The sequence below is a fragment of the Priestia sp. VA7 genome, assembly GCF_055710015.1.
Map to the genome: position 1 here is coordinate 495,255 of NZ_JBVQPN010000003.1, position 24,955 is coordinate 520,209.

The window sequence follows — 24,955 nt, forward strand, 5'->3', positions numbered from 1 at the left end:
CATGAATGAGCTGCTGTCATACTCAAGTGAATTAAAACACGAAGCAAATCAACTGGTGGTATCCAGTCATTTATTGGATCTGTTAAGAGAATATGGTTGTCTTCTCTCAGGGGAGAGTTTTGAGTTAAATGTCATGACAAATCGCATCATTAATTTTTACGTAGGAAATGATGAAATGGATGAAGAATCTATTTTTCACATGGGGTATCAGCTTACAAAGCGTTTTAGCCCTTATAAGATGATATTTGCTAATGAAAAAGATAAGTATCAGTGGAGTGTGTATATGATTCAGAAGGGAGAAGAGTGGAAGCTTGATATTTCCGTGCTTCCAGAAAATATCGTGAAAGGCAAAGTTGAGAAACAAGAGTTATTAAAATCACTTTTCACTGAAAAGAAGCGGGAATGCATTTTATTTTTCAAGCAGCAAAGCGGATATAATCGCTATTATACGAGTGATCATGTCTATAAGGCTGTGCTAGAAGATGACATTCACGATGATATGTCTTTTTTTATGTGGCTGCAAAGACAAAAAAAAGTAAATCAACAAACGTAAAAAAGAGCCGCTGAGGCTCTTTTTATGCGTTTACGGATGTTTTTACAGGTAAAGCAGCTTTTAGCATCCAAATATGTTTTTCAATGTTGCCGATTGTTCCAATGAATAAGTCAGCTGTTACGTGATCGTGTGCTGCTTCAGCGTTTTCAACTGCATTTTTTAGGTTTTTAACAAGTAGCGTATAGTCATTAATTAAGGTTTCTACCATTTCTTCACTCGTTTGCTCGTTTCCATCTTCAGAAAGAGTAGCTGCTTGCAAAAATTGCTTCATTGTAGCAATTGGGCTTCCTCCAATGGCTAGTAATCGTTCTGCATATTCATCTATATAGTCCGCCGTCTCATTATAGAATTCTTCAAATTTTTCATGAAGCGGAAAAAATTGAGGCCCTTTTACATACCAGTGAAAGCGATGTAGCTTCGTATACAATACGTTAAAATCGGCAATTTGTTGGTTCAATACGTTTTCTAAATTCATAGTTAATAGCCTCCTAATAAGTTGTTGTTATCTTATATTTATATTATATCAAATATCAAATTAAAATCAATACTTATTTATAATAATTATTAAATAATAATAAAAGTGCTTTTAAATCATAGTTATTCTCTTTAAAAACTCTAAAGATATGATAGGATAGAGCAAGAGTATTGAAAGGAAGAAGGGTTAGTCATGCATATTACGCCAGAAGCAAAACAATTAATTAACAATATACTTGAAGAACAAGAGATAACAGGAATTCGCTTGTATTTCAAAGGAATTAGCTGTGAAATCCCTAATATTGGGTTAGCTTTTGAAGAGCCTTTTGAAAATGATGAAATGTATGAAGTCGATGGAGTACAAGTAGCAATGGAAGCTTCTATTTTGCCTTATACAAATGAATTAATGTTAGATGTTCATACAACGCCGTACGGTCCAGGTTTAGCATTAGTTGGGGCTAAAGAGGCTGAATAAAAAAATGTATGTAAGAGAAGCTAACAGGTTTGTTGTTTGTTTTGGTAAACCTTGGTTTACTTAATTTAAACGTTAGTGAAATGGAGGGGGACCTATGCTTCTTTCTCATCATGTAACGGTTGAACAAAGACAGCAAATCAAACGCTTTAAGCAGCAAATACAAGACGCAAAAACGCTAGAGGAGCGCCGTTTGTATCAAGCACAGCTAAATAAATTTGTTGAGCGCCTATTTATTGAGAATCGCTTGCAGCGCAGCGGCGAACAATAAAAAACACCTAGAAAAGAAACCTTCAAAGAAGGTTTCTTTTTTTTAGTAGATTATTATACTTTTACACTTTGCAATTATTCATTTTCTTATATATCGCTCTTTATCTACTTGGAATCTGGTTTTCTGTATGAATATAGCACTAAAAACGTGTAAGTGACTATTAAATGAAAGCGCTTTCTGTTATAGTGAAGGTATAGAATGGTACTTGTTCACCTACAATGTTCATAAGGAGTGGTTTGTATGATTGAAAGAGGAAACTTCTTAATTGGTTTAGCGTGGGGAACATCTTTGAGCATACCTTTATGGATCGCCTTCTTTGGCTGGATAAAATTAGTTTGGCGCTTGCTTTAAATAAATAAAAACAAAAAAAGTAAAAAAACTTCAGTGAATATGCGCTGAAGTTTTTTTAAACAATATAAATAGGTATTAAGAACTATTAAATAAATTATAACTTTTAACGATAAGTAAATAAGACTACTATAAATATTGTTTTTGGATTTTTTAGGTTCCTAATGTTTTAGGTCTTATTACACAACGGAAAGCAGGAGTACAAATTGAAAAGCTATCGTTTAGTAAGTTTCTCTACCTTATGTATCTGTCTACTCTTTTTATTCATTTCACCTTTTCAAGATACATCTAGTGCGTCAACTGATAAATATCAAAATTTCAAGCAGCTCTCACAGCATGAGTCTTCAGCTAGCTATAAAGTGACGACCAAAAAAACGAAAAGCCCTGTCCTTATCTTTGCTCCACACGGTGGAGGAATTGAAGGGGGGACAAGCGAAATTGCCCAAGAGCTTGGCAAACAAAATGCTCTTTACCTATTCGAATCGTTAAAGTCGAAAGGATCACGAGACCTGCACCTCACAAGCACTCATTTTGATGAGCCCACAGCGCGTAAGATGGTAAGCAAGTATGATAATGTTTTATCTCTTCACGGGTATTCTGGGAACGAAAAACATATTTTTGTGGGCGGGACTGATCGGGAGCGCGCAAAAAAATTAACGCAGTTATTAAATCAAAATGGATTTCCGGCCGAACTGATTACAAAAGGGCACGATGAGATTGCAGGCATTAACTCTGGAAATATTGCAAATAAAAATCGTACCGGGAAAAGTATTCAATTAGAGATTAGCCAACCGCTGCGAAGTGCTATGTTTCATTCATTCACTTCAAAAGGAAGAGCTTCGTCTAAAACTCAAACTTTTTATAGGTTTACAAATGTGCTTTCTACATTCGCTTCTACTTCTTACTGAATCAAAAAAAGAATGCTTTCGCAAGCATTCTTTTTTTATAAACTAGTTTTGCTACTCGTGACTTATAATAGGTTTCCAGTTAAAATCTTTTACATCTTGAACAGAAGGTTTTCTCACGTGCTGTAAGCTTTCTTTATTACACGCTCCATAAACTATAAAATTTTCCTGAGCTTCTATTAAAGAAATAGAGTTGGCTCCTAATTCGTTGGCATTAAGCTTTTGGTACGGATCGTCTTCCCAAAAACATATCTCACAAATGTCATAGTCACCATCACTGTCTAAAGATTGATAACCACAGCAAGGGCATGTATACTTTTTCATTGTTTCTATCCTTTCTGTATGGGATTTTAAGCTAGAAAAAAGTCAGTCATCTTATTTAACTATTTTACTATATTCAAGGATAGTCCGAAAGAAAATTCAAAAAAATTACAGCGGCATCTTCCCTAGGATTTGTGAACATTTTATAACGAATTGGTAATAGTTATTGTGAGACTGAGTAAAAAAGGAGTACACTTACTAGGAAAATAGATCGTGTTCGGAAACGTCTACATAAAAACATTTTTGGATATGATGAAAAAAGAAAAAAGAGATAGGGAGTCATAAATATGAAAAAAATAATAGGTTTACTTTTAGCATGCTTTTTAGCTGTTCCGACAGTTAGTTTTGCTCATACACATGTGCAAACAACCGTGCCGGAAAATGGTGCAACTGTTACAGCTCCTCTAAAAGAAATTAAATTAACCTTTGAAACACACATCGAGAAAATCAGTACTGTAACCGTTACAAAAGATGGACAAAAAATTTCACTTGCATCGCAAAAAGTAGAGGGTCATGATTTAATAGCTTCTCTCGATCAGCCTCTTAAAAACGGATCTTACACAGTGGACTGGGAAATTGTAGGGGAAGATGGTCATGTAATGAAAGATTCGATTGCTTTTAAAGTAGATGTGAAAGATGAAGCGAAAGAAGAGAATACTCAAGCAGCCGGAAAAGATAGTGAAAAAAAGCAAGACGCCACGCAATCCGAACAGCACCAAAAAAGTGCAGTAGCAAATGATGAAAAAACAGAGAACAATGATTCTTCATCGTTTTTTGTTATCATGATTATTGCTATTGTAGTTGTGGTTGGAGCATTACTCTTAATCTTCAGAAAGAAAAAGTCTTAAAAAGATGAGTATTTTGTTGCCTGTTTTTGAGTGGTTCACATACGTAGGTCTTTCCTTATTATTAGGATTTGCCGTACTGCAATATGTACCGCTTACAAAAAAGCCAACAATTTTATTATCAAAGCGATGGCTACTTGCAAGTGCAGCGGCTGTCGCTATTTTTTCGGTTGGAAATTCGCTTGAGATTATTTTATCTTTTTCAAAAATAAGAGGGTTAGGTGAAACAGTTCGTCTTGTATTATTGGAAACAAGAACGGGACACGCCTGGATCTTTGTTGTGCTAATTGCTATTTTATGTATGGTTGCTGTTTCAATAGAGAGCCACCCTCATATGTATACATTGCTGACTGTAGCCTTGGTGGGAGGAATCGCCTACGCAAGTCACGCAGCATCCGCTTCTGCGCTTAGCGGCATGCTTTCTCATTCTCTTCATATTTTAGCAGTTGGACTGTGGGGAGGGGTGGTTCTGATTGTTGCCGCTTTTTCAAAAGAAACCTCCAATTGGAAAAGTTTCTTAAGCTGGTTTACTCCTTTTGCAATCGCTTGTTTTGTGCTTCTTTCATTAAGTGGGTTCATTTCGATGGTCATTATCATGGGTCTGTCCAACTATGTAAATTCATGGGCTACAGATTACGGGCAGTCTCTTTTGCTAAAGCATATTACGATTATTCCGCTGCTTGCATTTGCCCTCCTCAATGGCTTTCTTATGAAAAAAACGATAAAACATCCAGAATATAAGCCCGTGATGTGGATTCGAGCAGAAAGCATTATTTTGCTTATCATTTTTTTATTTACAGCTATCATGGTAACGCAATCGCCGCCAACTAATATAAGTCATATGGCAATGGATTCATCGATTCTTCCGTTTATCTATGGGAAACAAGTGACGCTCCCTCTAACGTTTCACGTAACGATTGTGGGAATCCTATTCTTATTTGTCGCACTGCTGTTTTTTGTGTATTTACTTATTTGTTTTTACAAAAAGACAGTATGGCTTAGCGTATTAAGTGCGGGTTTGTTTGTTTTTGCTTTTTATATTGCGATGATGACAAGTATTCAAGTCTAAAAACAGTGAGAAATATCTCACTGTTTTTTTATTAGCCATTAAAAGCTGTATTATCTCTCGGGCCTTTTCCCGGAGAAGGAGGCATCGGCATTTGGGAATTAGAACCAGAGCTAGAGCTAGAACCAGAGCCGGACGTAGAGCCGCTTGGAGGCGATATATTTCCTGCGTTTCCAAAAATAACGATCCCGCCAGAAATTGTTCCAATAGAAATAGATTTAATATAAACAGACATCCTTATTCAACCTCTCATCTAGTAAAAGAATTCAGTGTACCATAATGTATGACCAGCTTGTCATTTTCGTATAGACGAGTTTGAAAAATAGGTAAAAGCTTAGAAGTTCAGGTTAAGAAAGGAAATGGTGTAAAATAAGATGGAACTTTGAAGGTAAAGTGTGTGGTGTTTGCCTAAAGTGTGTATACCACCTATTAAAAGAATTAGAAAGGAACTAAGATGAATACGCAAAAAGGAATTCATTTTTCATTTAAAAAATTATGGTTGCTAACGAACCCTCCGACAGGAAAGCTACTCATTTCGTTCATACTGGCCTTAATTAATACCGGAGCGTCGCTTTCTATCCCTCTTGTCATTAAAGAAGTGATGGAGAAAATTGCAGTAGGCATCTCACCGCAGCTTATAGCAGGACTCCTTGGTTTATTCGCTGCTCAAATGGTAACAAGCGCAGTATCTCTTTATCTCCTTGCTCAAGTAGGACAAGGTGTTGTAAAAGAACTGAGACATAAAGTGTGGAACAAGCTCATAAAGCTTCCGATTTCATTTTACGACCAAAACCATTCCGGTGAAATGGTAAGCCGCATTACAAATGATACAACCATTGTGATGAATTTATTGTCAACAGAAATGATTGACTTTGTTAAAAATATTTTATCTATTATCGTTGCCATTGTTATTTTATTTACGCTTGATGTACCCATGACGCTCATTTTATTAGCGGTTATTCCCGTTATGTTTGTACTGGTTATGCCCCTAGCGCGAAAAATACATAAAATTTCACGTGAGCAGCAGGATAAAATGTCCAAGCTTACAGCTTTTTTAGCTCAAATGCTGAGTGAAATCCGCTTGATTAAAGTATCCGGTTCAGAGAAAAAAGAAGTTGATTCCGGCTTACAATCGTTTCAGTCACTCTACCTCTTCGGTGTAAAGAGAGCTAAAATTGAAGCCATCATTACCCCGATTATTAGCACGGTGATGACCGCTGTTATGATTGCCATCGTCGGGTTTGGTGCATACCGTGTGAGTGAGGGATTTATCACTGCAGGAGAGCTGGTAGCTTTTGTTCTTTACCTTTTTCAAATTATGGTTCCGGTTGCTTCACTTAGCCGATTTGTTACTAGCTTTCAGCAAACTAAAGGAGCTTCAGAAAGAATCTTTGATATATTAGCTGAGAAAGAAGAGAACTATGAAAATGGAGAGGTGCTTGAACAGGTAGGGAGTTTAAGGTTCGATAAAGTTGCTTTTCAATATGAAGATAAACCAGTATTGCAGGAAGTTTCATTTTCTGCTAAAAAAGGAGAAGTTACCGCTTTTGTTGGACCTAGCGGAGCTGGAAAATCTACTATTTTTTCGCTTATCGAACGCTTTTATGAGCCTTCATCGGGGCGCATATTCTTGGATGGAACAGACAGTCAAAACGTCAACTTACGTTCGTGGCGTCACCTGTTTAGCTATGTTCAGCAGGATTCTCCGATTTTAGCAGGAACAATTCGAGAAAATCTCATTTACGGATTAGAGCGGCATGTGACGGATGAAGAAATAGAAGAAGCAGCGAAGTTAGCAAATGCTCATCATTTCATTCAGTCCTTTGAAGATCAATATGAAACAATGATTGGAGAAAGAGGTATTAATCTCTCAGGAGGACAGCGACAGCGTATTGCAATTGCCCGAGCGCTGTTACGCAATCCCCAGTTTTTACTACTGGACGAAGCGACAGCTAGCTTAGACTCCGAATCAGAAAAGCTTGTGCAAGAGTCATTGGAAACGGTAATGAAAGAACGCACATCACTCGTCATTGCACATCGTCTATCTACGGTCATTAATGCGGACCAAATTATTGTAATAGAAGAAGGGAAGGTTACAGGAAGCGGAACGCATAAAGAGCTGTTAGCCTTTCATTCTTTTTACCGGCGTTTGGTAGAGCAGCAGTTTCAAACATCCCTATAGAACAAACAAAAAAGACTGCTTTTAAGCAGTCTTTTTTTAGTTTATTTATTTAGCTTTTTAACTAATTCATCACCCATTAACTCAGAAGAAAAAGGATCTCGGCTTGTGACAATTTGATCATTTGCCCAAACAGCATATGCTTTTTTATCCATCTCAGGGATGTAATTAGCCACTTCACGAAGTTCTTGTTCTAAACTGTATGGTAAAAAGGGAAGTACTTCTTCCGGTTCAATTTCATCAGGATAACCAGTTACGTCTAGTCCTTTAATTAACAGTTTATCATCGGATCCTTTCAAGAAAGCAAAAACAGAAGGTCCGTGACACTCAGCTGCTAAAATACCTCCATTGTCGTACACTTTGTTCATAAGTGCATGCAAGTCCACATTTTTTGCTAAGTCAAACATAGCGCCGTGGCCGCCTACTACTAAGATAACATCATAGTTCTCAGCATCTACTTCTTCAAGTTTCATTGTCTGATCCGCTCTTCCTGATTCATATAATTTCTTATACGTTCCGTCTGGATCAAAGTCTTCTGAAATACTTCGAACGTCTACTTCCGGCTTACCTCCAAAAGGTGAGGCTAAATCAACGGTGTGCCCTGCGTCCTCAAGCTTTTGCAGCGGAGCAAATAATTCTTCTGCCCACCAACCTGTGTGATAATCTTTCTCTTCGTATCCGCTTGATAATACAGCTAACACTCTTGCCATGTTTATACCTCCTAAATGATGTAAAACGTATAGTGATACATATCATGTATTCATTGTGAACTGTACCCTATATAAAAAAACTTTAAACAATGGCAAGTTATGAAAAGGTAGCGTGAATCATAAACGAAACCAAAAAAGAGATAGCAAATTTAAGATGCCACTTTTTATCTGTACGCTTATAGCGCTTCACGCCCATCACGAGTAAACAAGCTAGAACAGCCATCGTAATAATTCCTGAAAAGTACGTAAAATTTGCTTGAAATCCTTTTATTAAAGCCATATAACCATGTAAAATAATCAAGGCCGTTGATATAAGAGCAATGGGAACGTGCCACTGACGAACATACTTGGCTAAAAATTGGATAAGCGGTTTTAACTCAAAATTTCCTTTCTTTATATGCGATAACGGTTTCCATTTTAATAATAAAAAAATAGGATAAATGGCTAAAGCTGCAAAAAAACCAATTCGTGCGATTGAACCAAGCTCTTTAAAATTTCCTTCATATATTTTAGAATCGAGTGGAAGGGAATGTTTATAAATAGGGATGTAAATAAGCCCTGCTACAACTAGTAAAAAAGAGATAGTAAAGATAAAGATCACTTTTTTTCGCTCATTTTTATTTTTGATTAATGTCTGTAGCCATGATTTTTTAGCTGGAGATTTAGCTGAATTCATTTTCTTCCTCCTTGGAAAAAACTAGTTAGTATCAGTATGAACTTTTTTTCTTAAAAATTCTTTAAAAATCCTTCTTTTTTAGAAAAATTCATTTTTTTCTTTGCAATACGCGTTATAGTTAAACAAAGGGTTTAAAAAGGAGATGAATATATGAAAAAAAGAATAAGTATATCTATAATCAGTCTTTGTTTACTTTTAACGGCCTGTGGTCAGGAACCTGCTCAAAGCACAAATGCTGAGCAGCCAAAACCGTTGGACGTAAATCTTCAAGGCCCAGGGGCGTTACAGAAAAATGAAAGCGGTATCTACAAAGCCGAAGTTACATATGGAGACGAAAAAGTGAAAAATGATGATGTTGAAATGATTGAATTTGAAATAGAAAAAAAAGATAGCGAAGGGAAAGGGAAGATGTTAAAGCCTAAACAAATAGGAGAAGGTGTATATGAAATACAAACATCTTTCTCTGAGCCTGGCACATATACCGTGCAATCACATGTTTCTGCAAAAGGGACGCATAACATGCCTCTTATAACCGTTACGGTTAAATAAAAAAAGTCAAGGATTCTAATTCCTTGGCTTCTTTTCGTTTAGTATGTCCATTGAATTCCCATTCTACAAGGGGAAAAGGTTATTTGGAATAGGATGATGTTTTCTATCATCAATTAAAGTAATGCACTGAGCCAACTGTTCAATTCCTCGTTTGATCGTATTCGTATTTACTTGTGAGATGCTTAATCGGAGAAGAGTGTCTCTTTTATATTCTGGTAAAAAAAATCTAGAGGCATCATCAACATATATGTGCTGCTCATTCAGCATGTGAACGATCTGTTTTGCTGTCACATGCTCAGGCAAACTAATGGATAAATAGAATCCTGAAGTTGGTTTAGAAAAGTGTGTATGAGCGGGTAGCAGTGAATCACATGCTTCTACAAGAGTTTGCATTTTGGTATGGTATACCTCTTTTATCTTTTTAAGATGACTCGTAAACATGCCGTTTTTTAAATAAATTTCAAGAGCACCTTGGGAAAGCGCTGAACTATTAAAATCTGAACTGAATTTATATCGTAAAAAGTTGCTATTCATTAACGAAGGAAGCACGACAGCAGCAATACGTAACCCAGGAAGAAAGACTTTCGAAAAGCTTTTAATGTAAATAACTCGTCCACAAGGATTAAAAGAAAATAAAGGATCTGATTTTGCATCGAGATCAAGGTCGCCCAAAAAGTCATCTTCCACTATATATACATCGTATTTTTCGGCTAGCTCCACGATTTTTTTCTTCTCAAAATTTGTATAACAATGCCCAAGAGGATTGTGAAATCTTGGAATAATGTAGAAAAATTTTATATCATTATTTCGAAAAATGTACTCCAAACGATCAAGGTCAATCCCTTCCATCGATAGCTGGATCCCAAAAGTAGTAGCTTGGTGCACCGTAAGAGACTCGATAAAACCGAAATAAGTGGGCTGTTCAATTAGGATATTATTTTTTCCATTTGGAAAGGGCATAGAACCTAGTAAGTGAAGAGCTTGCTGAGACCCGGATACAACAACTAACCTTTCAGCTTGAGTGAACACCTGTAGGTTCTGCAAGTGTTTCACTAACTGTACCCGCAATGAGTAAGAGCCTTGTTGATCAGAGTATGTAAAAAGCTCTTCTTTGTAGTGTTCAATCGCTTGGTTTATACAATGCTGAAATTCAAGATAAGGCATAACGTTTTTATCTGGACCAGCAGACAAGAAATCAATCACTTCATTTTCATTCGTCCTATGTTGAAATTCTGCCACAACGTAGTAGCCGCTTTTAGGAACAGAATAAATTAAATGCTCTTTTTCTAGTTCACTGTACGCTTTGAGAACGGTATTCTTGCTGCACGAAAAAAGTTGGGAGAGTCGGCGAACAGAAGGGAGTTTACCACCTGCAATAAGCGATCCATTTGCTAGGCCAAGCTTAATTTCTTCCATGATTTTCAGATATTTTAAACTCATAGGTCATACTCCTTTAATTTGTACCCGTACAGATAGGTAAAAGAATGATTTATTTTAGTAGTTGTCCTGCGCTATCCTTTTAATTATATCAGAACTTTTTTTAGAAAAATGGTACAGTTCTGAAAAATAAAAAGACAGGGGTAGGGTAAGATGCAAAAAGAAATTAGAGAGAAAATGGGTGTATTGTTGGGATTAGTAGGCGTTATCTGTTTTAGCTTAACCCTTCCTTCTACAAGCATTGCAGTCGAGTATTTCGGAACGACAGTCGCCGGTTTAGGAAGAACAGCTGTAGCTGCTGTTTTAGTAGCTGTGATATTGATTGTACGAAAAGAAAAATTTCCTTCTCTCCGCCAATTTAAAAGTCTGCTGATCGTCGCTTTAGGCGCAGTTTTAGGGTTTCCTCTGCTCACTTCTTGGGCAATGAAATCCTTGCCTGTTTCTCACGGAGCGGTTGAACTCGCTCTTTTACCATTAGCCACAGCCGGTTTTGCGATGTTTAGAGGGGGTGAACGCCCTTCTTTAAAATTCTGGATATCAAGTATGATTGGTTCGGCAGCCGTTATCGTGTATGCTCTTCACCTTGGATTCGGTCAACTGCAGTTTGCTGATGCAGCTTTACTAGCAGCGGTGCTGATACTTGGACTGAGCTATGCAGAAGGAGGGGTGTTAGCAAGAGAATTAGGCAGCTGGCAAGTAATTGCTTGGGCCATTATCATCGATGCACCATTTTTTATGGTTCCAGTGGGACTAAGCATTACAGCTGAAATGCTCCATGCGCCTTTACAAGCATGGGTTAGTTTGATTTATCTCTCAGTAGTGAGTCAATTTTTGGCATACGTTGCTTGGTACAGCGGGATGGCTATGGGTGGAATAGCCAGAGTTAGCCAAGTTCAATATTTACAGCCATTTTTAATGATTCTGTTTGCAGCTCTATTTCTAGGTGAAACGATTACACTTTTTACTCTTGCTACAGCAATAATTGTTGTTTTTTCGGTTGTACTAGGCAAAAACGCTTCGGTGTCAAAAAAAGAAGTGCATCCACAGAAAATAGTGAATAAAGACGCTTAACTAATATGTGGATTTGTTACATTAAAACAACATGCTCTATTCCAATTAGCAATCGGCAGGTTCACTCAGTCTCCTGTTTTTCTATGTAAGTTTCAAGAGCCAAAGTATAAGAAATGAATGAATTTCCTATGTGAAAAAGGTATATAACGGTTTTTTTTCACATAGGTTGAACATTATACAAGAACTTGTACACCGAAAAAATACAATTAGACAAATAATTCGTATTGGGCTTGTCATATACATAGAGAGAAGAGGTAGTGATGAAAAAGGACGGGAGATAGAGGAGATAACGAGATGAACACTTTTTTGAAAGGAACATTTATTCTAGCAGGTGCTGCCTTTGCAGGAGAGTTAATTGAATTTCTTGTAAATATGGTACTTGCTAGAGAATTAGGAAGGGAAGGCATGGGCATGTACATGACTGTTCTTCCTATCATTTTTCTTATTGCCACCGTAGCCAACTTAGAACTGCCTATTTCTATTTCTAAATTTCTTGCTGAACATCATCGCAAAGAACATCAGCATATGATGAAGCATGCCACCATTTTTGCTACTGCTGTGAGCTTGGGAATCTTTTTTATTACACTAGCAGTATTAGCAGCCTTTCCATTTTTCAGTCACTATCATCCTTACTTAAAATGGGTTGTCCTATGTTTCATTCCGGTTGTTTCGTTTTCAGCGGTGCTTCGTGGATATTTTACGGGTAAAAATAATATGACGACTATCGCTGTGTCTAATTTTATCCGCAAAGCCTTTCAGCTAACGATTTTATTTATTGTGTTTCAAATGTTTGCTTTCACAGATGTTAAAATGTCGCTGTTTATTGCGATTTGTACGCTAATTGGGACCGAAGCTGTTATTTTGCTTTATTTTTTTATCACGTATGTTACCCAGTTAAGTGTTTTATCAAGAGGGCACAGACCTCTGCTTTCTCCAAGTGAGATTCGGAAAAAGCTGTTAGGCGTCTCACTTCCGACCACGGGACTGCGTTTATTTAATGCGGTATGTAATGCTATTCAGCCGTTTTTAATCAAACACGCGCTCGTTTTATCGGGCATGACTTTAACCGGGGCAACGCAGCATTTTGGTATGCTAACAGGGGTAGCGATGTCGATCGGCTTTTTTCCGGCTTTCTTTGCTCATTCTCTTTTAGTAGCACTAATACCTGCTGTATCTGAAGCTCATGCGAAAAATCAGGAAGAACAGCTTCAAAGACTTTTGACTCAAAGTATGCAAATGACATTTTTATATGGGATTCCGTCTATAGTGGCGATGTATTTCTTTGCTGAGCCGCTTACTAACTTGTTTTTTCATTCTACAGAAGCCGTGTACTACCTAAAGGCTTTATGGCCGTATTTTCTTTTTCACTTTTTTGCCGTCCCGCTTCAAGCTTATTTAATTGGCCTTGGCTATGTAAAAGATGCTTTTTATCATACGATTTGGTCTCATATTGTATCTTTTTCCCTGATGTTTTTCTTAGGATCACAAACAAATATTGGCATGCAGGGAATTATTATCGGGATGAACTGTGGCGTGGTTGTCCTGACCGTTCTGCACTATGTAACGATTTGCAAAGTCATTAATGTTTCCTTTTTTTCACTTAAGCATAAAACGCATTTATCCTAAAAAAACCTCCAACAGTGAAGTTGGAGGTTTTTTGGTTACCAGTTATTCATAATTGAGCTAAACAGTGTAGCAGGGTCTTGTCCACCGCCGCCTGATAAGTATTTCGTTGTTTGCGTAGAATTAGCATTATCAAAGCCAGCGTGGATAGAAACGACTGCATCATCGGTATACCCGACAAACCAAGCATCTTTGACATCGTTGGTTGTACCGGTTTTACCTGCAGCATCTCGTGAAGAACGAGCGTTAACACCTGTTCCATAGCTTTTTTCAATCACATCTTGCAGCATGGATGTCATTGTATCTGCATTTTCTTCACTCATTACTTGCTCTGTCTGAATGTCTGGCTTTTTCACTTCACCGTCGCGCATCTCAATTTTTCGAATTGCGTACGGCTTAGTCATGACGCCTTTGTTAGCAAAAGTAGTATATCCTTGTGCTAACTGAAGGGGAGAGAACGTTGTGGTCGTTCCTCCAAGAGCAAGCCCTAATTTTGACTTATCATCATCTTCAAGAGGAAGTCCAGCTTTTTCCATGAATTTTGCGCTTGTATCAATACCAATTTGTTTTAAAAGCCAAACAGCTGGAACGTTAAGTGAACGAGTAAGTGCTTCACGCATTGTCACATGCTTTTGATATTCACCTTCTGCATTTTTAGGGCTATATCCACCGCCAAAGTCTTGTCGTTCGTCACTTAAGAGTGAAGTTGGTGTATAATCTCCAGTTTCTAAGGCTGGACCGTATACGGCTAACGGCTTAATAGCTGAACCAAGCTGATAGCCGCTTGTAGCACGGTTTAAGCCGTTTCGTTCATAGCTGCGTCCTCCATACATCGCTGAGATCCCACCTGTTTTAGGGTTAACAGCTGAAATCCCAACCTCTACTTTGCTGTTGATGTCATCATCTCGGAACGTATGATTTGCTACAGAGTTATTAATCGATTCCTGTAAATTAGGATCTAAATCTGTATAAATGGCATAACCACCCTTATAAAGGTCATCAGCAGATACGCCATACTGTTGAGCAGCTTCTTTAATTACATAATCAATAAATGCTTGATTGGAGTTCGGTTTTTTAACAGGAATACTAGGCTTGACTACACGTTCGTTTAACGCTTGCTGATACTGAGTATCGCTAATAACGTTTTGGTCATGCATCAGTTTCAATACAACGTTTCGTCGGGCTGTCGCTTTTTCTGTACTATTGCTTGGTGAATACGTACTCGGCGCTTTTGGCAGTCCCGCTAAAAGCGCAGCTTCGCCTACGGTTAAATCTGATACAGGCTTATTAAAATAAAGCTGAGAAGCTGCACCAATACCATATACACCGCTTCCGAAATAAATTTGATTTAAATATAATTCCAAAATTTGATCTTTTGTAAATTGTCTTTCTAAGCCAAGTGATAGAAACATTTCATCTACTTTACGTTTAATGGTCTTATCACTAGATAAGTAAAGATTTCTTGCTAGCTGCTGTGTAATGGTACTTGCGCCTTCAGCTTTACTCATTGTTACAATGTTCTTAAAAAGGGCGCGGCCAATACCTTGTAAATCAATCCCAAAATGCTTGTAAAAGCGACGGTCTTCCGTTGCAACAAACGCCATTTTTACATAATCGGGAATTTCATTGCTCGAAACATTTTGACGGGGAACGGTTTTATACAATTCGTCAATCTTACGGTCATTTTTGTCATAGACTACCGTACTTTGAACCGACTGCAGTTTCGAGTAAGATAAATCAGCCGTTTGCTGAAATTGCTTTAATACATAGGTAACTCCCAGCATTACAATTAAAACAACGACTAAAAAGGCTAAAATAAATTTCCTCATGTTGGTTCACTCCACTAAGTAATAATTCCATGTTCACACATAGCTACATTCTTCGTCTTTACAAGGTCGTTATGTAAAGAATGCTGAAGTTTGTTGACCCATTCAATCTTTTAACAGAGAAATGGGTGATAAAGTATTAACGTTCACAAGCTGACGCGCTAAGTTTAATAAAGGCTATTATTCAAGTGCAGGTAAGTTTTTAGGGTATAAGATGATTGACATAAATAGCTCTTTACGCAGTTATTTTTTGCTTACTCGCAGATGCTTCGTTTTTTATTAAACTGAAACAAAGTGAAATACAATCATCTGAACTTAGTTTACCCATAAATTTGTGTTTGTCAAATAAAGTCGTATAAAGCACCATTCGGGGCTTTGTTCCCCTTTATGAAAAAACAAGCTGATATTTTACGTTCTGTTTCTCATAGAAAAAAGTTGTTGTAACACGTATACGAAATAAGATTTAGTACGTTCGGGTATAAATGCTGATATCTGTTGAAAGTAACGAAATAAAGAAAAAATTAACTAATTTATCAGACTAGGGCACTTTTTATACTAAGGAGGACGGGCGAGTTTTAATCATTATCCACCTTTTGACGGGAGCACTTAGCTAAAAGTGGAATATTTCTTTCCCCGCTGTAAGTCAAACGAATTAAATACCTAGCTGCATATGAGCAATGGCCATATGAAGTTATTCAGTATTATGTGATACTGCCAGCAAAACATACAGGTATTTCTTTGACAGTAGTTCCTTTACAAATGCTTCGAAAGTTCTTATAATAAAATTATCTTTAATTCGAGATATTTAAAAGGAGTGGATATACGTGAAACATATTTTTAAAAAAGGAACGGACGAGACGAAACCGACTTTATTGCTGTTGCATGGTACAGGAGGTACAGAACAAGATCTGCTTCCTGTTGCCGATATGATTGATTCCTCTTGCTCGGTATTATCTGTAAGAGGAAATGTACTAGAAAACGGAATGCCTCGTTTCTTTAGACGTTTACAAGAAGGAATATTTGATATAGAAGATTTAATTGAACGCACAAAAGAACTTCATCAATTTTTAGATGAAGCGGCTGAAACATACTCATTCGATCGACACAACATCGTAGCTGTAGGCTACTCAAATGGTGCCAATATTGCAGGAAGTTTGCTATTTCATTATGAGAATTCTTTAAAAGGGGCGGCTCTTCTTCATCCGATGGTTCCAAGAAGAGGAATTGAAGTTCCTAAGACCGACGCTTCTATCTTTATTGGCGCAGGCAAAAACGACCCTATTTGCCCAGCATCAGAAACGGAAGAACTTTCTGCGCTTTTAGAAAAAGCTGGAGCGGACGTACAGGTGCATTGGGAATCATTTGGCCATCAGTTAACACGAACAGAAATTGAAGCAGCTGAAAAATGGTATCGAGCAAAATTTTAATTTAAAAACTTTCCGCATTCGTGCGGGAAGTTTTTTATTTTTAAAAAATAATGAAAGTTATCGTACAAAAGATAGATATAAATGGTAAAAAGTACTTTTTTTACTGAATGAAGGGAAATTTTATGATATCATTTTATTTCCGGTATATCCTTGCAGAATAGCTATTTTTAGGTGAAGTATCAAATTATTTTAAAATTCTTGGCTTCTATCACAAAAAAATGAAACCAAAGTCTGAGTAAACCGTTATAATAAATGCAGGATTTAAATTCAAAAGGATGGTTAAAAGCATATGACTCGTTTTTTTATTGTTTTACTTTTCGTTCTAATGGTTATATGTGTATATACCATTATTTCGCAAACCCTTTACCGTCGCTATCATTCATCAGTCATAATAAAAGGGGCAAAAAAGCATAAAATAGCTATAACATTTGATGACGGACCTCATCCTGTTTATACACCAAAAATTTTGGACTTGTTCAAACTGCATGAAATGAAAGCTACTTTTTTTATTGTGGGAGAACTAGGGGAGAAACACCCGTCTATTTTAAACAGAATGATTGATGAAGGACATGAAATAGCTATACATCATCATCGTCATGTGAGTGCATGGACGCAAACACCTTGGCAATTAAAAAGACAAATTCATCAATGTGCACAGGTTATAGAGAAAGTAACCAATCAAAAGCCGCTTTTTTATCGTCCGCCGTGGGGACATTTAAATATGAGCAGTTTATCAATGGCCAAGCCATATCACCTTGTGATCTGGACAGGAATCTTTCAGGATTGGACACTAAAAACAACGAAAACGGCATTAGTTCAAAAACTAATGCGTAAAGTAGAAGATGGAGCCATTTTTGTTTTACACGATAATGGAGATACCCCGGGAGCAGATGAAAAAGCACCTGAAATGACGATTGCGGCGTTAGAAGAATTTTTACCTTACTTAAAACAGCAAGGGTATGAAAGTATAACCATGCAGCAATTGATGAATCAATCGTAAATAGAGGAGCGAGCAGTGGACTTAACAATTATTTCTCAGTATATACATTCCTATGGTTATATTGTTATTTTACTTGTACTTTTTTGTGGGATTGTTGGAATTCCAGCGCCTGAAGAATCGTTTTTAATATTATTAGGCATGTTTATTGCCAAACATCAGCTGAACTTATACGAATCATCTCTTTTTGCTTTTTTAGGTGTTATCACTGGAATGCTTACTGCTTACGGGCTAGGAAGGTATGCGGGAACCCCATTTTTTGATAAATACGGAAGATACGTAGGGTTAACCAAAGAGAAAATTGAAGCGGCAAGCGGCAGCTACCATAAATATGGGATATGGACCATTTTATTTGGTTTATATATTCCAGGCTTGCGTCAAATTAGCCCATATATGGCGGGAATAAGTCGCTATCCGTTTTTCCTTTATTTATTGTTATCGTTAGTAGGAAGTCTAGTATGGGTCCTTTCTTTTCTGATTCTAGGTTACTACGTAGGAGATCGAATTCATATTTCGTATATCATCATGGGCGCTGTAGCTTTTTTTGTCATTTATTTACTTATAAAAAGAACAAGAAACCGAAAACGTCTTGAGAGGAGGGATGGTCAATGAGGAAGGTTTTATTCTTACCGCTTTTTCAGATGCCATCTGGTCATCACCAAGTAGCAGACGCCGTTATGGATGCCATTATGGAGCGTTTTTCGCACGTTATTTGTCAAAAAATTGATTGTTTAAGCTATTGGAGCAAACCGCTTGAACAAATGATTTCATCGATATACATGAAATGGATTTCTGTTTTCCCAAAGCAGTTTGAAAAATTTTATTACGGTCATGTATACAAAAAAAACGACCATACGATGGACGATTTTGTTGTGAAAAAGTGGCCGATTATCGAATACCATATGAAGAAATTAATTGATGCAGAGCAGCCGGATGTCATTGTTTGTACACACAGCTTTCCTTCCTGTGTATTAAGCGGGTTAAAAGAAAAAGGAATCATTGATCTTCCTATTATAAACGTATACACAGACTTCTTAGTAAGCGACGTATGGGGTAAAAATGGAATTGAGCTTCACTGCGTGCCTGATCAGGATACAAAAGCGTTTTTACAAAACGTTCACGGTGTAAAAGAGTCTTCTATTTATGTAACGGGAATTCCTGTTCATAAAGCGTTTTTAAAAAGAAGGATTGACCATCTTATGCCACAGAAACATATACTGATTGCCGGAGGGAATTCCGGCCTTGGAAATGTACGCAAAATGCTTCAGCAGCTTCCGCAAAACTGTACGTATATGTATTATGTGCTGTGCGGAAAAAACAAAAAGTTGTATCAAGAACTAATAAAATTAAACCACCCGAGAATTAAAGCGGTCTCGTATGTAAAATCGAGAGAGAAAATGAATGATTTATATGAGGGAGCAGATGCCATTGTCACAAAAGCGGGAGGAGTGACAATTAGCGAAGCCCTTCACAAAAGACTACCTATTTTTATTCACTCCTCTCTTCCCGGTCAAGAACAAATTAACATTGAATATCTAAAAGAAAAAGAGCTGCTGATACCGCTTAATGAGGCTGAAGCCTTTGAACAGCAGCTTAAGAACATTTTAGAAAATGATGTGAAACGAAACCGGTTGATAAAACGGATGGACGAATATGTAGACAGCTTAGAAGTAAAAGTAGATCACGTGCTTGCAGATCACTTTAAGCTGTATCGATATGAGACAAGTCAAAATCAATTTTAAGCAGAACATTGGTTATTTCTTTTTACATTCGATAAACTAACTGTAGAGATAACAACTGTAGAAGGTTAGATGAAGTAAAAGGAGATTATAATATGAACTCAGTTATTGAAACGATTTTAAATCATCGTTCTATTCGCAAATATGAAGACAAACCATTGTCAGAAGAGCAAATTCAGACGATTGTAGAAAGCGCACAGGCAGCTTCCACATCAAGCTATATTCAAGCGTATTCCATTATTGGAGTAAAAGATAAAGAAACGAAGCGAAAGCTTGCTCAATTAGCAGGAAATCAGCCTTACGTAGAAACAAATGGACACTTCTTTGTATTTTGCGCTGACTTTCATCGTCATGATGTCATTGCGGAAATGGAGAAAAAAGATTTATCGACAGCCCTCGAAAGCACAGAGCAGTTTATGGTAGCTATTATTGACGTTGCCCTTGCTGCGCAAAATGCAACGCTTGCTGCTGAATCAATGGGACTTGGAGCTTGTTACATCGGCGGTTTGCGTAACGAATTAGAAGAAGTAAGCAAATTGTTAAAACTGCCTTATCATGTAATTCCGTTATTTGGTCTAACCGTTGGACACCCAGCGGGTATTACGGATAAAAAGCCGCGCTTACCATTTAAACATGTGTATCATGAAGAAACATATGAGCCGAACGATGAGCAGACGAAAAAAGAATTAACAGCGTACAACGAAGAAATTTCTGCTTATTACAACGAAAGAACAAATGGCAAACGCCAAGACACATGGACTGGTCAAATGGCCGACATGCTTTCCAATCCTAAGCGTATGTATATGAAAGAATTTGTTGAAAAGCAAGGATTTAACAAGAAATAAAAAAAGCTGGGACAAAAGTATTTTAGCCGAATTGAAAAGCGAACCGCTAATCAAAATTTTTGATTAGCGGTTCGCTTTTTTTGTTATAAAAAAACTGAATATACCCGTTAAATGATCAATAAAAAAGAAGAGGCATAGTCAGCAATGGTAGAGAAATTTAACTATTTTAGTAAAAACAACAATAAAAAGCAGTAAAAAGTAGAAACGTTTCATCATATAGCCAAATTATCAGAAATATTACGATTGAATGTTCTGTTTTGTTAAGTTTTGTAATAAAAGTAGCATGGCTCTGTAACGGCTGTGAAATGTGAGGATGATATCATTCAATCATTGAGTAAATAAGGAGGTATTCGTAATGAAAAAATTTATATTTACTCTAGGAACAACAGCAATCCTTTCAGCAGGATTTGTAGGTGCAGCTTCTGCTTCTACAAGCGGAACGTATCACGTAGAAAAAGGTGATACGTTATGGAAAGTCGCTCAAAAGCACAGCGTGAGCGTAGACGAGCTAAAAGATGCAAACAACTTAACATCTAATATTATTTATCCAAATCAAGAATTAAACGTAGCTACTATAAAAGAAATGACGCACAAAGTTCAGCAAGGAAACACATTATGGTCTATCAGTCAGCAATACGGCGTGACGGTAGATCAAATTAAAGAATGGAACGGACTGAAGTCAGATTTAATTTATCCTGGCGAACAATTAAAAATTCAGTCTCCAAACGGCCAAGCTCAGCAATCAAGCCCTTCAGTAGCCCAAGCTGCTCCAGAAGCTCAGCAAGCTCAAGCGCCGGCTGAACAAACTCAAGAAGAACAGCAGCAAGCTCAAGTTGAACAAACTCAAGAAGAACAGCAGCAAGCTCAAGTTGAACAAGCTCAAAAAGAGCAGCAGCAAGCTCAAGCTGAACAAGCTCAAAAAGAGCAGCAGCAGGCTCAAGCTGAACAAGCTCAAAAAGAGCAGCAGCAGGCTCAAGCTGAACAAGCTCAAAAAGAGCAGCAGCAGGCTCAAGCTGAACAGGCTCAAAAAGAACAACAACCTGCTGAATCGTCACAACAAGCCAGCGGCAAATCAATGACAGTTGAAGCAACTGCCTATACGGCTAATTGTGCTGGATGTAGCGGTACAACCGCTACAGGAGTGGATTTAAAAGCAAATCCAAATCAAAAAGTAATCGCTGTTGACCCTAGTGTTATTCCATTAGGTTCGAAAGTTTATGTAGAAGGCTATGGTGAAGCTGTAGCTGCCGATACAGGTGGAGCAATTAAAGGCAATCGAATTGATGTATTCGTTCCTGCTGAAGGTGATGCTCAACAGTTCGGAAGAAAATCTGTTAAAATTACGGTTATGAACTAAGAAGTTCTTTATAAAATTGCTAGTCTAGTATAGAAATACATAGCTAGTAAAGCAAAAGAGGTGCCTTATGGCACCTCTTTTTACTTTATAATACGCTTTGCGCCCGCATAGCTGTTTTTCCAGTACGCTGTTGAAATTGATTGCGTTTTAACGCCTTTGCTGCTGACATAAATGAATTCTTGTTTGTCTAGGTAAATTCCTACGACTGAAACGGATTTGCCGTTTTTAAAGAAAACTAAATCTCCAGCCCGCAGGCTGTTTTGCTTTACGTCCGTACCGCTTTTATACTGATCTGCTACTGTACGGGGGATAGAAATATTTGAACCCGCGTTTTTATATACATACTGTGTGTACCCTGATACATCAAAACCTTTTGGTGTCGTACCTCCATATTTATATGGCTTTCCAATTAGCGTTTTAGCATACGATACAATTTGCTGCTGTTTTGCACTAACAGAAGTTTGAGGTGCTGGAGCCGGCGAAGGTGCGCTTGCACTTTTCACTTTCAGCACTTGTCCGACTTTTAGCGCGTCTGTTTTTAAATTGTTTAATTTTTTTAATTCAGCTACCGTCATGCCGTACTTTTTAGCGACTGCTGTCAGCGTGTCTCCTTTTTTCACCGTGTAGGTGCCATTGCTATCAGCCGGTGTAGATGGAGCTGTTGGTGAAGGTTGAATATCTTCATCAAGCAAATAACTCATATTTGCGTTAAACGCTACTTTTCGCTTCGTTTTATAGCTCTTCGCTTTTTGCTGAAATTGCGTATTGTATGCGTTGATTTCTTTTTCAAAATTTGCAGAGATCTTATTAAATTCCGCGTCACTTACATCTCCATACGCATAGTCTTCAAGATCTACAATGTAATTGTAAAGAGCAATTAAGCTGTCGTATAAATACCCTTGAAGCTGATCAGCTTCTGAATTAAGGTGATTCATCGCATAATTTTTATCAGTCTTTGTTAGAAACTGGTCAATTTGATTCGCAAGCTGATCATATGCATCTAACGCTTTTTCGTCATCTTTTATTCCTTCAATTTCTTTTAGCTTTTTTTCTACGGTTTTATAAAATGGTGCGTAATAATCTGCTAGCGAATTAACGTCTTTTTGATAAACGCTGACAGAAGAAGCAGCATAAGCAGAGTGACTAAAAACAGGCGTTGTCACCGATGCTCCTACTAAAACAGATGCTGCTATAAATGGTACAAGTAGTTTCTCTTTTTTCATTTGTAAAGTCCCCCAAATATCCAAATAATAGTATAGCAGATAGATTATACTATATTAGGTTATAAAAGAACTAGTACTTTTCCTTTAATTTCATATTTTTTAGCAGTTTGCGTACTAGATAGAAGATAATCTAAGGAACAAAGAAAATATGTGATACAATGTACAAATATTCAGTTAAAAAGGAAGTGTACGATATGCAGCAATTTATCAAAGAAATAGCGCGCGGAAAAAGGGGATCAACTGACTTAACGTATGAACAAGCAAAAGAAGCAGCTCGCTTAATCGCTTCTGGACAAGCTACGGATGCTCAGATCGCTGCTTTTTTTATCGCGGAACGTATTAAAACTGAAAATGCAGATGAACTATTGGGATTCGTCCATGCTTTTCGTGAAAAAACAAAAGAAATATCGCTGTCTCAGCCGTTAAAAGATAAATCAATTGATTTTGCAAGCCCTTATGCAGGGAGGAATTCATTTTTTGCGACCATTCCTGCATCAATTTTATTAGCTGAAAGAGGTGTGCCAGCTTTTTTACACTGTACAGAAGCACTTCCTCCAAAGTTTGGAACAACGATTGAAGACGTACTTCATTCATTACAGATCCCTCAAGCTCAAACGATTGAAGACATCGGTCATGCGTTTGAAACGTTAAAAATTGGCTTTGTAAATGCCGAAACAATCTCTTATCCTCTTAGCCGCATCAAACAAGTTCGTCATGAAATTGGTGTAAGGACACTTATTAATACGGTTGAAAAACTACTAAACTTATCGAATGCTTCTTCTTTAATGATGGGCGCTTTTCACCGTACAGCCATTAATAAGATTGTGCCTATTTTTGCTTCTCTGCCTTTCAAACACGTATACGTGGTACAAGGGATAGAAGGATCAGAAGATGTACCTGTACATAGAAGCAGCTTTGTTTTTACGATCTCAGAAGGAGAGATGGAGTCGTTTATTGTCAATCCAAAAGAATACGGACTGTTTGTGGAAGAAGAGCACTTTGAAAAGAAAATAAGTGTTGAAAAACAAGTGGAATATGTGACGCGCATTCTGGAGGGTGAATCTTCTTCCGAACTGACTTACGTCTATAATCAAGTAGTATTAAACGCTGGCTTGCGCTATTATCTATTTGGCTATGAAGCTTCTATTGAAAAAGGAGTAGACTATGCAAAACGTCAGCTAGCTGAAGGTTTGGGCTGGAAACACCTGCAGAAATGGAAAACACAAGCGATTTCAGAAGAGTAAAAGGTGAGCAAACATGCTCATCTTTTTTTAGCGGAAGAGATAAATCCTTTGTTTTTTGTCAGAAAATTTACTATAATTAGTTATGTATTTTGTGTTAGAAAATATCACATTTGATGTTAATTAGAAAATAGATTAGCAGAAAGGAAGCTTTCATTGAAACTTACGTCGAGAGAACAAGAAAAATTAATGATTGTCGTAGCTGCAGACTTAGCAAGACGCCGTCAAACAAGAGGATTAAAACTTAATTATCCCGAAGCAGTAGCTATTATTACATATGAAATTATGGAAGGAGCTCGTGATGGCAAGACGGTAGCACAGCTAATGCGAGAAGGGACCAAGATTTTAAAACGAGAAGATGTAATGGAAGGTATTCCGGAAATGATTCATGATATTCAAGTGGAAGCTACCTTTCCAGACGGAACCAAGCTCGTCACTGTGCACGATCCAATTCGTTAAGAGGAGGGAAAGATATGATTCCAGGGGAATATTTCTTAAAAAAAGACCCAATCACATGCAATAACGGAAAGAAATCAATTAGCGTGACTGTAATCAACAGAGGCGATCGACCTGTTCAAGTAGGGTCACACTTTCATTTTTTTGAAGTGAATGCTGCGCTTGAGTTCCCCCGCGAAGCTTCGCTTGGCTATCATTTAAATATTCCGGCCGGTACAGCCGTTCGTTTTGAACCAGGTGATGCAAAAGAAGTGGATCTCGTTGCTTTCTCCGGAACAAGAGAAATCTACGGTCTTAACAATAAAACAAACAGATCGCTTTCTGATAGAAAGGAAGATGTATAA

27 protein-coding genes are annotated in these 24,955 nt (G+C 37.4%); 19 read left to right on the forward strand and 8 right to left on the reverse strand.

Annotation, left to right across the window (positions count from 1 at the left end; genetic code table 11):
* Position 1 precedes the first annotated feature (1 nt).
* Positions 2–553, forward strand: coding sequence for a hypothetical protein (locus tag AC0C45_RS15300; RefSeq protein ID WP_013083781.1), 552 nt, complete (start codon positions 2–4; stop codon positions 551–553).
* Between the two features lie 22 nt (positions 554–575).
* Here AC0C45_RS15300 and AC0C45_RS15305 read toward each other — a convergent pair whose 3' ends face one another.
* Positions 576–1,028, reverse strand: a complete 453-nt coding sequence (locus AC0C45_RS15305) for a Dps family protein (RefSeq protein ID WP_472928242.1) — start codon at positions 1,026–1,028, stop codon at positions 576–578.
* 192 nt (positions 1,029–1,220) lie between these two features.
* Here AC0C45_RS15305 and AC0C45_RS15310 point away from each other — a divergent pair, with 192 nt between their 5' ends.
* The 3 genes from AC0C45_RS15310 (at position 1,221) to AC0C45_RS15320 (ending at position 3,026) form a co-directional block, all read left to right on the forward strand.
* Positions 1,221–1,502 carry a Fe-S cluster assembly protein HesB gene (locus AC0C45_RS15310; RefSeq protein ID WP_237892499.1) on the forward strand — a complete coding sequence of 94 codons (282 nt, stop codon included), beginning with the start codon at positions 1,221–1,223 and terminating at the stop codon, positions 1,500–1,502.
* A 94-nt stretch (positions 1,503–1,596) separates the two neighbouring features.
* Positions 1,597–1,770, forward strand: coding sequence for a hypothetical protein (locus AC0C45_RS15315; protein WP_162837684.1), 174 nt, complete (start codon positions 1,597–1,599; stop codon positions 1,768–1,770).
* Between the two features lie 554 nt (positions 1,771–2,324).
* Positions 2,325–3,026 carry a poly-gamma-glutamate hydrolase family protein gene (locus tag AC0C45_RS15320; RefSeq protein WP_237892498.1) on the forward strand — a complete coding sequence of 234 codons (702 nt, stop codon included), beginning with the start codon at positions 2,325–2,327 and terminating at the stop codon, positions 3,024–3,026.
* Between the two features lie 51 nt (positions 3,027–3,077).
* On the opposite strand, the gene AC0C45_RS15325 is transcribed toward AC0C45_RS15320, so the two are convergent.
* Positions 3,078–3,347: a CPCC family cysteine-rich protein gene (locus AC0C45_RS15325; protein WP_013057680.1), complete on the reverse strand. Its 270-nt coding sequence runs from the start codon at positions 3,345–3,347 to the stop codon at positions 3,078–3,080.
* 284 nt (positions 3,348–3,631) lie between these two features.
* Between AC0C45_RS15325 and AC0C45_RS15330 the strand changes: the two genes are divergently transcribed.
* Together AC0C45_RS15330 and AC0C45_RS15335 are read left to right on the forward strand one after the other, a co-directional pair.
* The gene (locus tag AC0C45_RS15330) at positions 3,632–4,192 is read left to right on the forward strand and encodes a copper resistance CopC family protein (protein WP_013083777.1); all 561 of its coding nucleotides are present in this window, start codon (positions 3,632–3,634) and stop codon (positions 4,190–4,192) included.
* 4 nt (positions 4,193–4,196) lie between these two features.
* On the forward strand, positions 4,197–5,258 hold the full coding sequence (locus AC0C45_RS15335; RefSeq protein WP_472928243.1) for a copper resistance D family protein: 1,062 nt from the start codon (positions 4,197–4,199) through the stop codon (positions 5,256–5,258).
* A 31-nt stretch (positions 5,259–5,289) separates the two neighbouring features.
* On the opposite strand, the gene AC0C45_RS15340 is transcribed toward AC0C45_RS15335, so the two are convergent.
* Positions 5,290–5,490 (reverse strand): hypothetical protein, encoded by a 201-nt coding sequence (locus AC0C45_RS15340; RefSeq protein ID WP_016764694.1) that lies wholly within the window; start codon positions 5,488–5,490, stop codon positions 5,290–5,292.
* 219 nt (positions 5,491–5,709) lie between these two features.
* Here AC0C45_RS15340 and AC0C45_RS15345 point away from each other — a divergent pair, with 219 nt between their 5' ends.
* A complete protein-coding gene (locus AC0C45_RS15345) occupies positions 5,710–7,437 on the forward strand; it encodes an ABC transporter ATP-binding protein (RefSeq protein WP_472928244.1) in 1,728 nt (575 codons plus the stop codon).
* A gap of 41 nt (positions 7,438–7,478) precedes the next feature.
* Here the strand turns inward: AC0C45_RS15345 and AC0C45_RS15350 are convergent, their stop codons facing one another.
* Both AC0C45_RS15350 and AC0C45_RS15355 read right to left on the reverse strand, forming a co-directional pair.
* Positions 7,479–8,144: a type 1 glutamine amidotransferase domain-containing protein gene (locus AC0C45_RS15350; protein ID WP_171777016.1), complete on the reverse strand. Its 666-nt coding sequence runs from the start codon at positions 8,142–8,144 to the stop codon at positions 7,479–7,481.
* A gap of 97 nt (positions 8,145–8,241) precedes the next feature.
* Entirely contained in the window at positions 8,242–8,820 is a 579-nt protein-coding gene (locus AC0C45_RS15355) for a hypothetical protein (protein ID WP_237892495.1), read from the reverse strand.
* 150 nt (positions 8,821–8,970) lie between these two features.
* Between AC0C45_RS15355 and AC0C45_RS15360 the strand changes: the two genes are divergently transcribed.
* Positions 8,971–9,369, forward strand: coding sequence for a FixH family protein (locus AC0C45_RS15360; protein WP_237892494.1), 399 nt, complete (start codon positions 8,971–8,973; stop codon positions 9,367–9,369).
* 63 nt (positions 9,370–9,432) lie between these two features.
* Here AC0C45_RS15360 and AC0C45_RS15365 read toward each other — a convergent pair whose 3' ends face one another.
* A complete protein-coding gene (locus AC0C45_RS15365; protein ID WP_472928245.1) occupies positions 9,433–10,809 on the reverse strand; it encodes an aminotransferase-like domain-containing protein in 1,377 nt (458 codons plus the stop codon).
* 150 nt (positions 10,810–10,959) lie between these two features.
* Here AC0C45_RS15365 and AC0C45_RS15370 point away from each other — a divergent pair, with 150 nt between their 5' ends.
* Together AC0C45_RS15370 and AC0C45_RS15375 are read left to right on the forward strand one after the other, a co-directional pair.
* Positions 10,960–11,877, forward strand: a complete 918-nt coding sequence (locus AC0C45_RS15370) for a DMT family transporter (RefSeq protein WP_237892492.1) — start codon at positions 10,960–10,962, stop codon at positions 11,875–11,877.
* Positions 11,878–12,171: 294 nt separating this feature from the next.
* Positions 12,172–13,503 (forward strand): polysaccharide biosynthesis protein, encoded by a 1,332-nt coding sequence (locus AC0C45_RS15375; RefSeq protein WP_013083768.1) that lies wholly within the window; start codon positions 12,172–12,174, stop codon positions 13,501–13,503.
* A 35-nt stretch (positions 13,504–13,538) separates the two neighbouring features.
* Here the strand turns inward: AC0C45_RS15375 and AC0C45_RS15380 are convergent, their stop codons facing one another.
* On the reverse strand, positions 13,539–15,329 hold the full coding sequence (locus AC0C45_RS15380) for a transglycosylase domain-containing protein (RefSeq protein ID WP_237892491.1): 1,791 nt from the start codon (positions 15,327–15,329) through the stop codon (positions 13,539–13,541).
* Between the two features lie 821 nt (positions 15,330–16,150).
* On the opposite strand from AC0C45_RS15380, the gene AC0C45_RS15385 reads away from it, so the two are divergent.
* From AC0C45_RS15385 to AC0C45_RS15410, 6 genes are all read left to right on the forward strand, one after another.
* Entirely contained in the window at positions 16,151–16,753 is a 603-nt protein-coding gene (locus AC0C45_RS15385; RefSeq protein ID WP_016764687.1) for an alpha/beta hydrolase, read from the forward strand.
* A gap of 289 nt (positions 16,754–17,042) precedes the next feature.
* On the forward strand, positions 17,043–17,753 hold the full coding sequence (locus tag AC0C45_RS15390) for a polysaccharide deacetylase family protein (protein WP_171777019.1): 711 nt from the start codon (positions 17,043–17,045) through the stop codon (positions 17,751–17,753).
* Between the two features lie 15 nt (positions 17,754–17,768).
* Positions 17,769–18,362 (forward strand): DedA family protein, encoded by a 594-nt coding sequence (locus AC0C45_RS15395; RefSeq protein WP_237892489.1) that lies wholly within the window; start codon positions 17,769–17,771, stop codon positions 18,360–18,362.
* Positions 18,359–19,492, forward strand: coding sequence for an MGDG synthase family glycosyltransferase (locus tag AC0C45_RS15400; protein WP_034650848.1), 1,134 nt, complete (start codon positions 18,359–18,361; stop codon positions 19,490–19,492). Before AC0C45_RS15395 ends, AC0C45_RS15400 begins: the two co-directional genes overlap by 4 nt.
* Positions 19,493–19,584: 92 nt before the next feature.
* Positions 19,585–20,334, forward strand: coding sequence for an oxygen-insensitive NADPH nitroreductase (gene nfsA, locus AC0C45_RS15405; protein WP_034650851.1), 750 nt, complete (start codon positions 19,585–19,587; stop codon positions 20,332–20,334).
* A gap of 355 nt (positions 20,335–20,689) precedes the next feature.
* The gene (locus AC0C45_RS15410; RefSeq protein ID WP_047932266.1) at positions 20,690–21,691 is read left to right on the forward strand and encodes a 3D domain-containing protein; all 1,002 of its coding nucleotides are present in this window, start codon (positions 20,690–20,692) and stop codon (positions 21,689–21,691) included.
* Between the two features lie 80 nt (positions 21,692–21,771).
* Here the strand turns inward: AC0C45_RS15410 and AC0C45_RS15415 are convergent, their stop codons facing one another.
* The gene (locus AC0C45_RS15415) at positions 21,772–22,914 is read right to left on the reverse strand and encodes a C40 family peptidase (RefSeq protein ID WP_257062127.1); all 1,143 of its coding nucleotides are present in this window, start codon (positions 22,912–22,914) and stop codon (positions 21,772–21,774) included.
* A 194-nt stretch (positions 22,915–23,108) separates the two neighbouring features.
* Between AC0C45_RS15415 and AC0C45_RS15420 the strand changes: the two genes are divergently transcribed.
* The 3 genes from AC0C45_RS15420 to AC0C45_RS15430 all read left to right on the forward strand — a co-directional run bounded on the left by AC0C45_RS15420 (position 23,109) and on the right by AC0C45_RS15430 (position 24,955).
* The gene (locus tag AC0C45_RS15420; protein WP_472928246.1) at positions 23,109–24,158 is read left to right on the forward strand and encodes an anthranilate phosphoribosyltransferase; all 1,050 of its coding nucleotides are present in this window, start codon (positions 23,109–23,111) and stop codon (positions 24,156–24,158) included.
* Positions 24,159–24,311: 153 nt separating this feature from the next.
* Positions 24,312–24,614, forward strand: a complete 303-nt coding sequence (locus AC0C45_RS15425) for an urease subunit gamma (RefSeq protein WP_013057659.1) — start codon at positions 24,312–24,314, stop codon at positions 24,612–24,614.
* A gap of 14 nt (positions 24,615–24,628) precedes the next feature.
* Positions 24,629–24,955: an urease subunit beta gene (locus AC0C45_RS15430; RefSeq protein WP_013083758.1), complete on the forward strand. Its 327-nt coding sequence runs from the start codon at positions 24,629–24,631 to the stop codon at positions 24,953–24,955.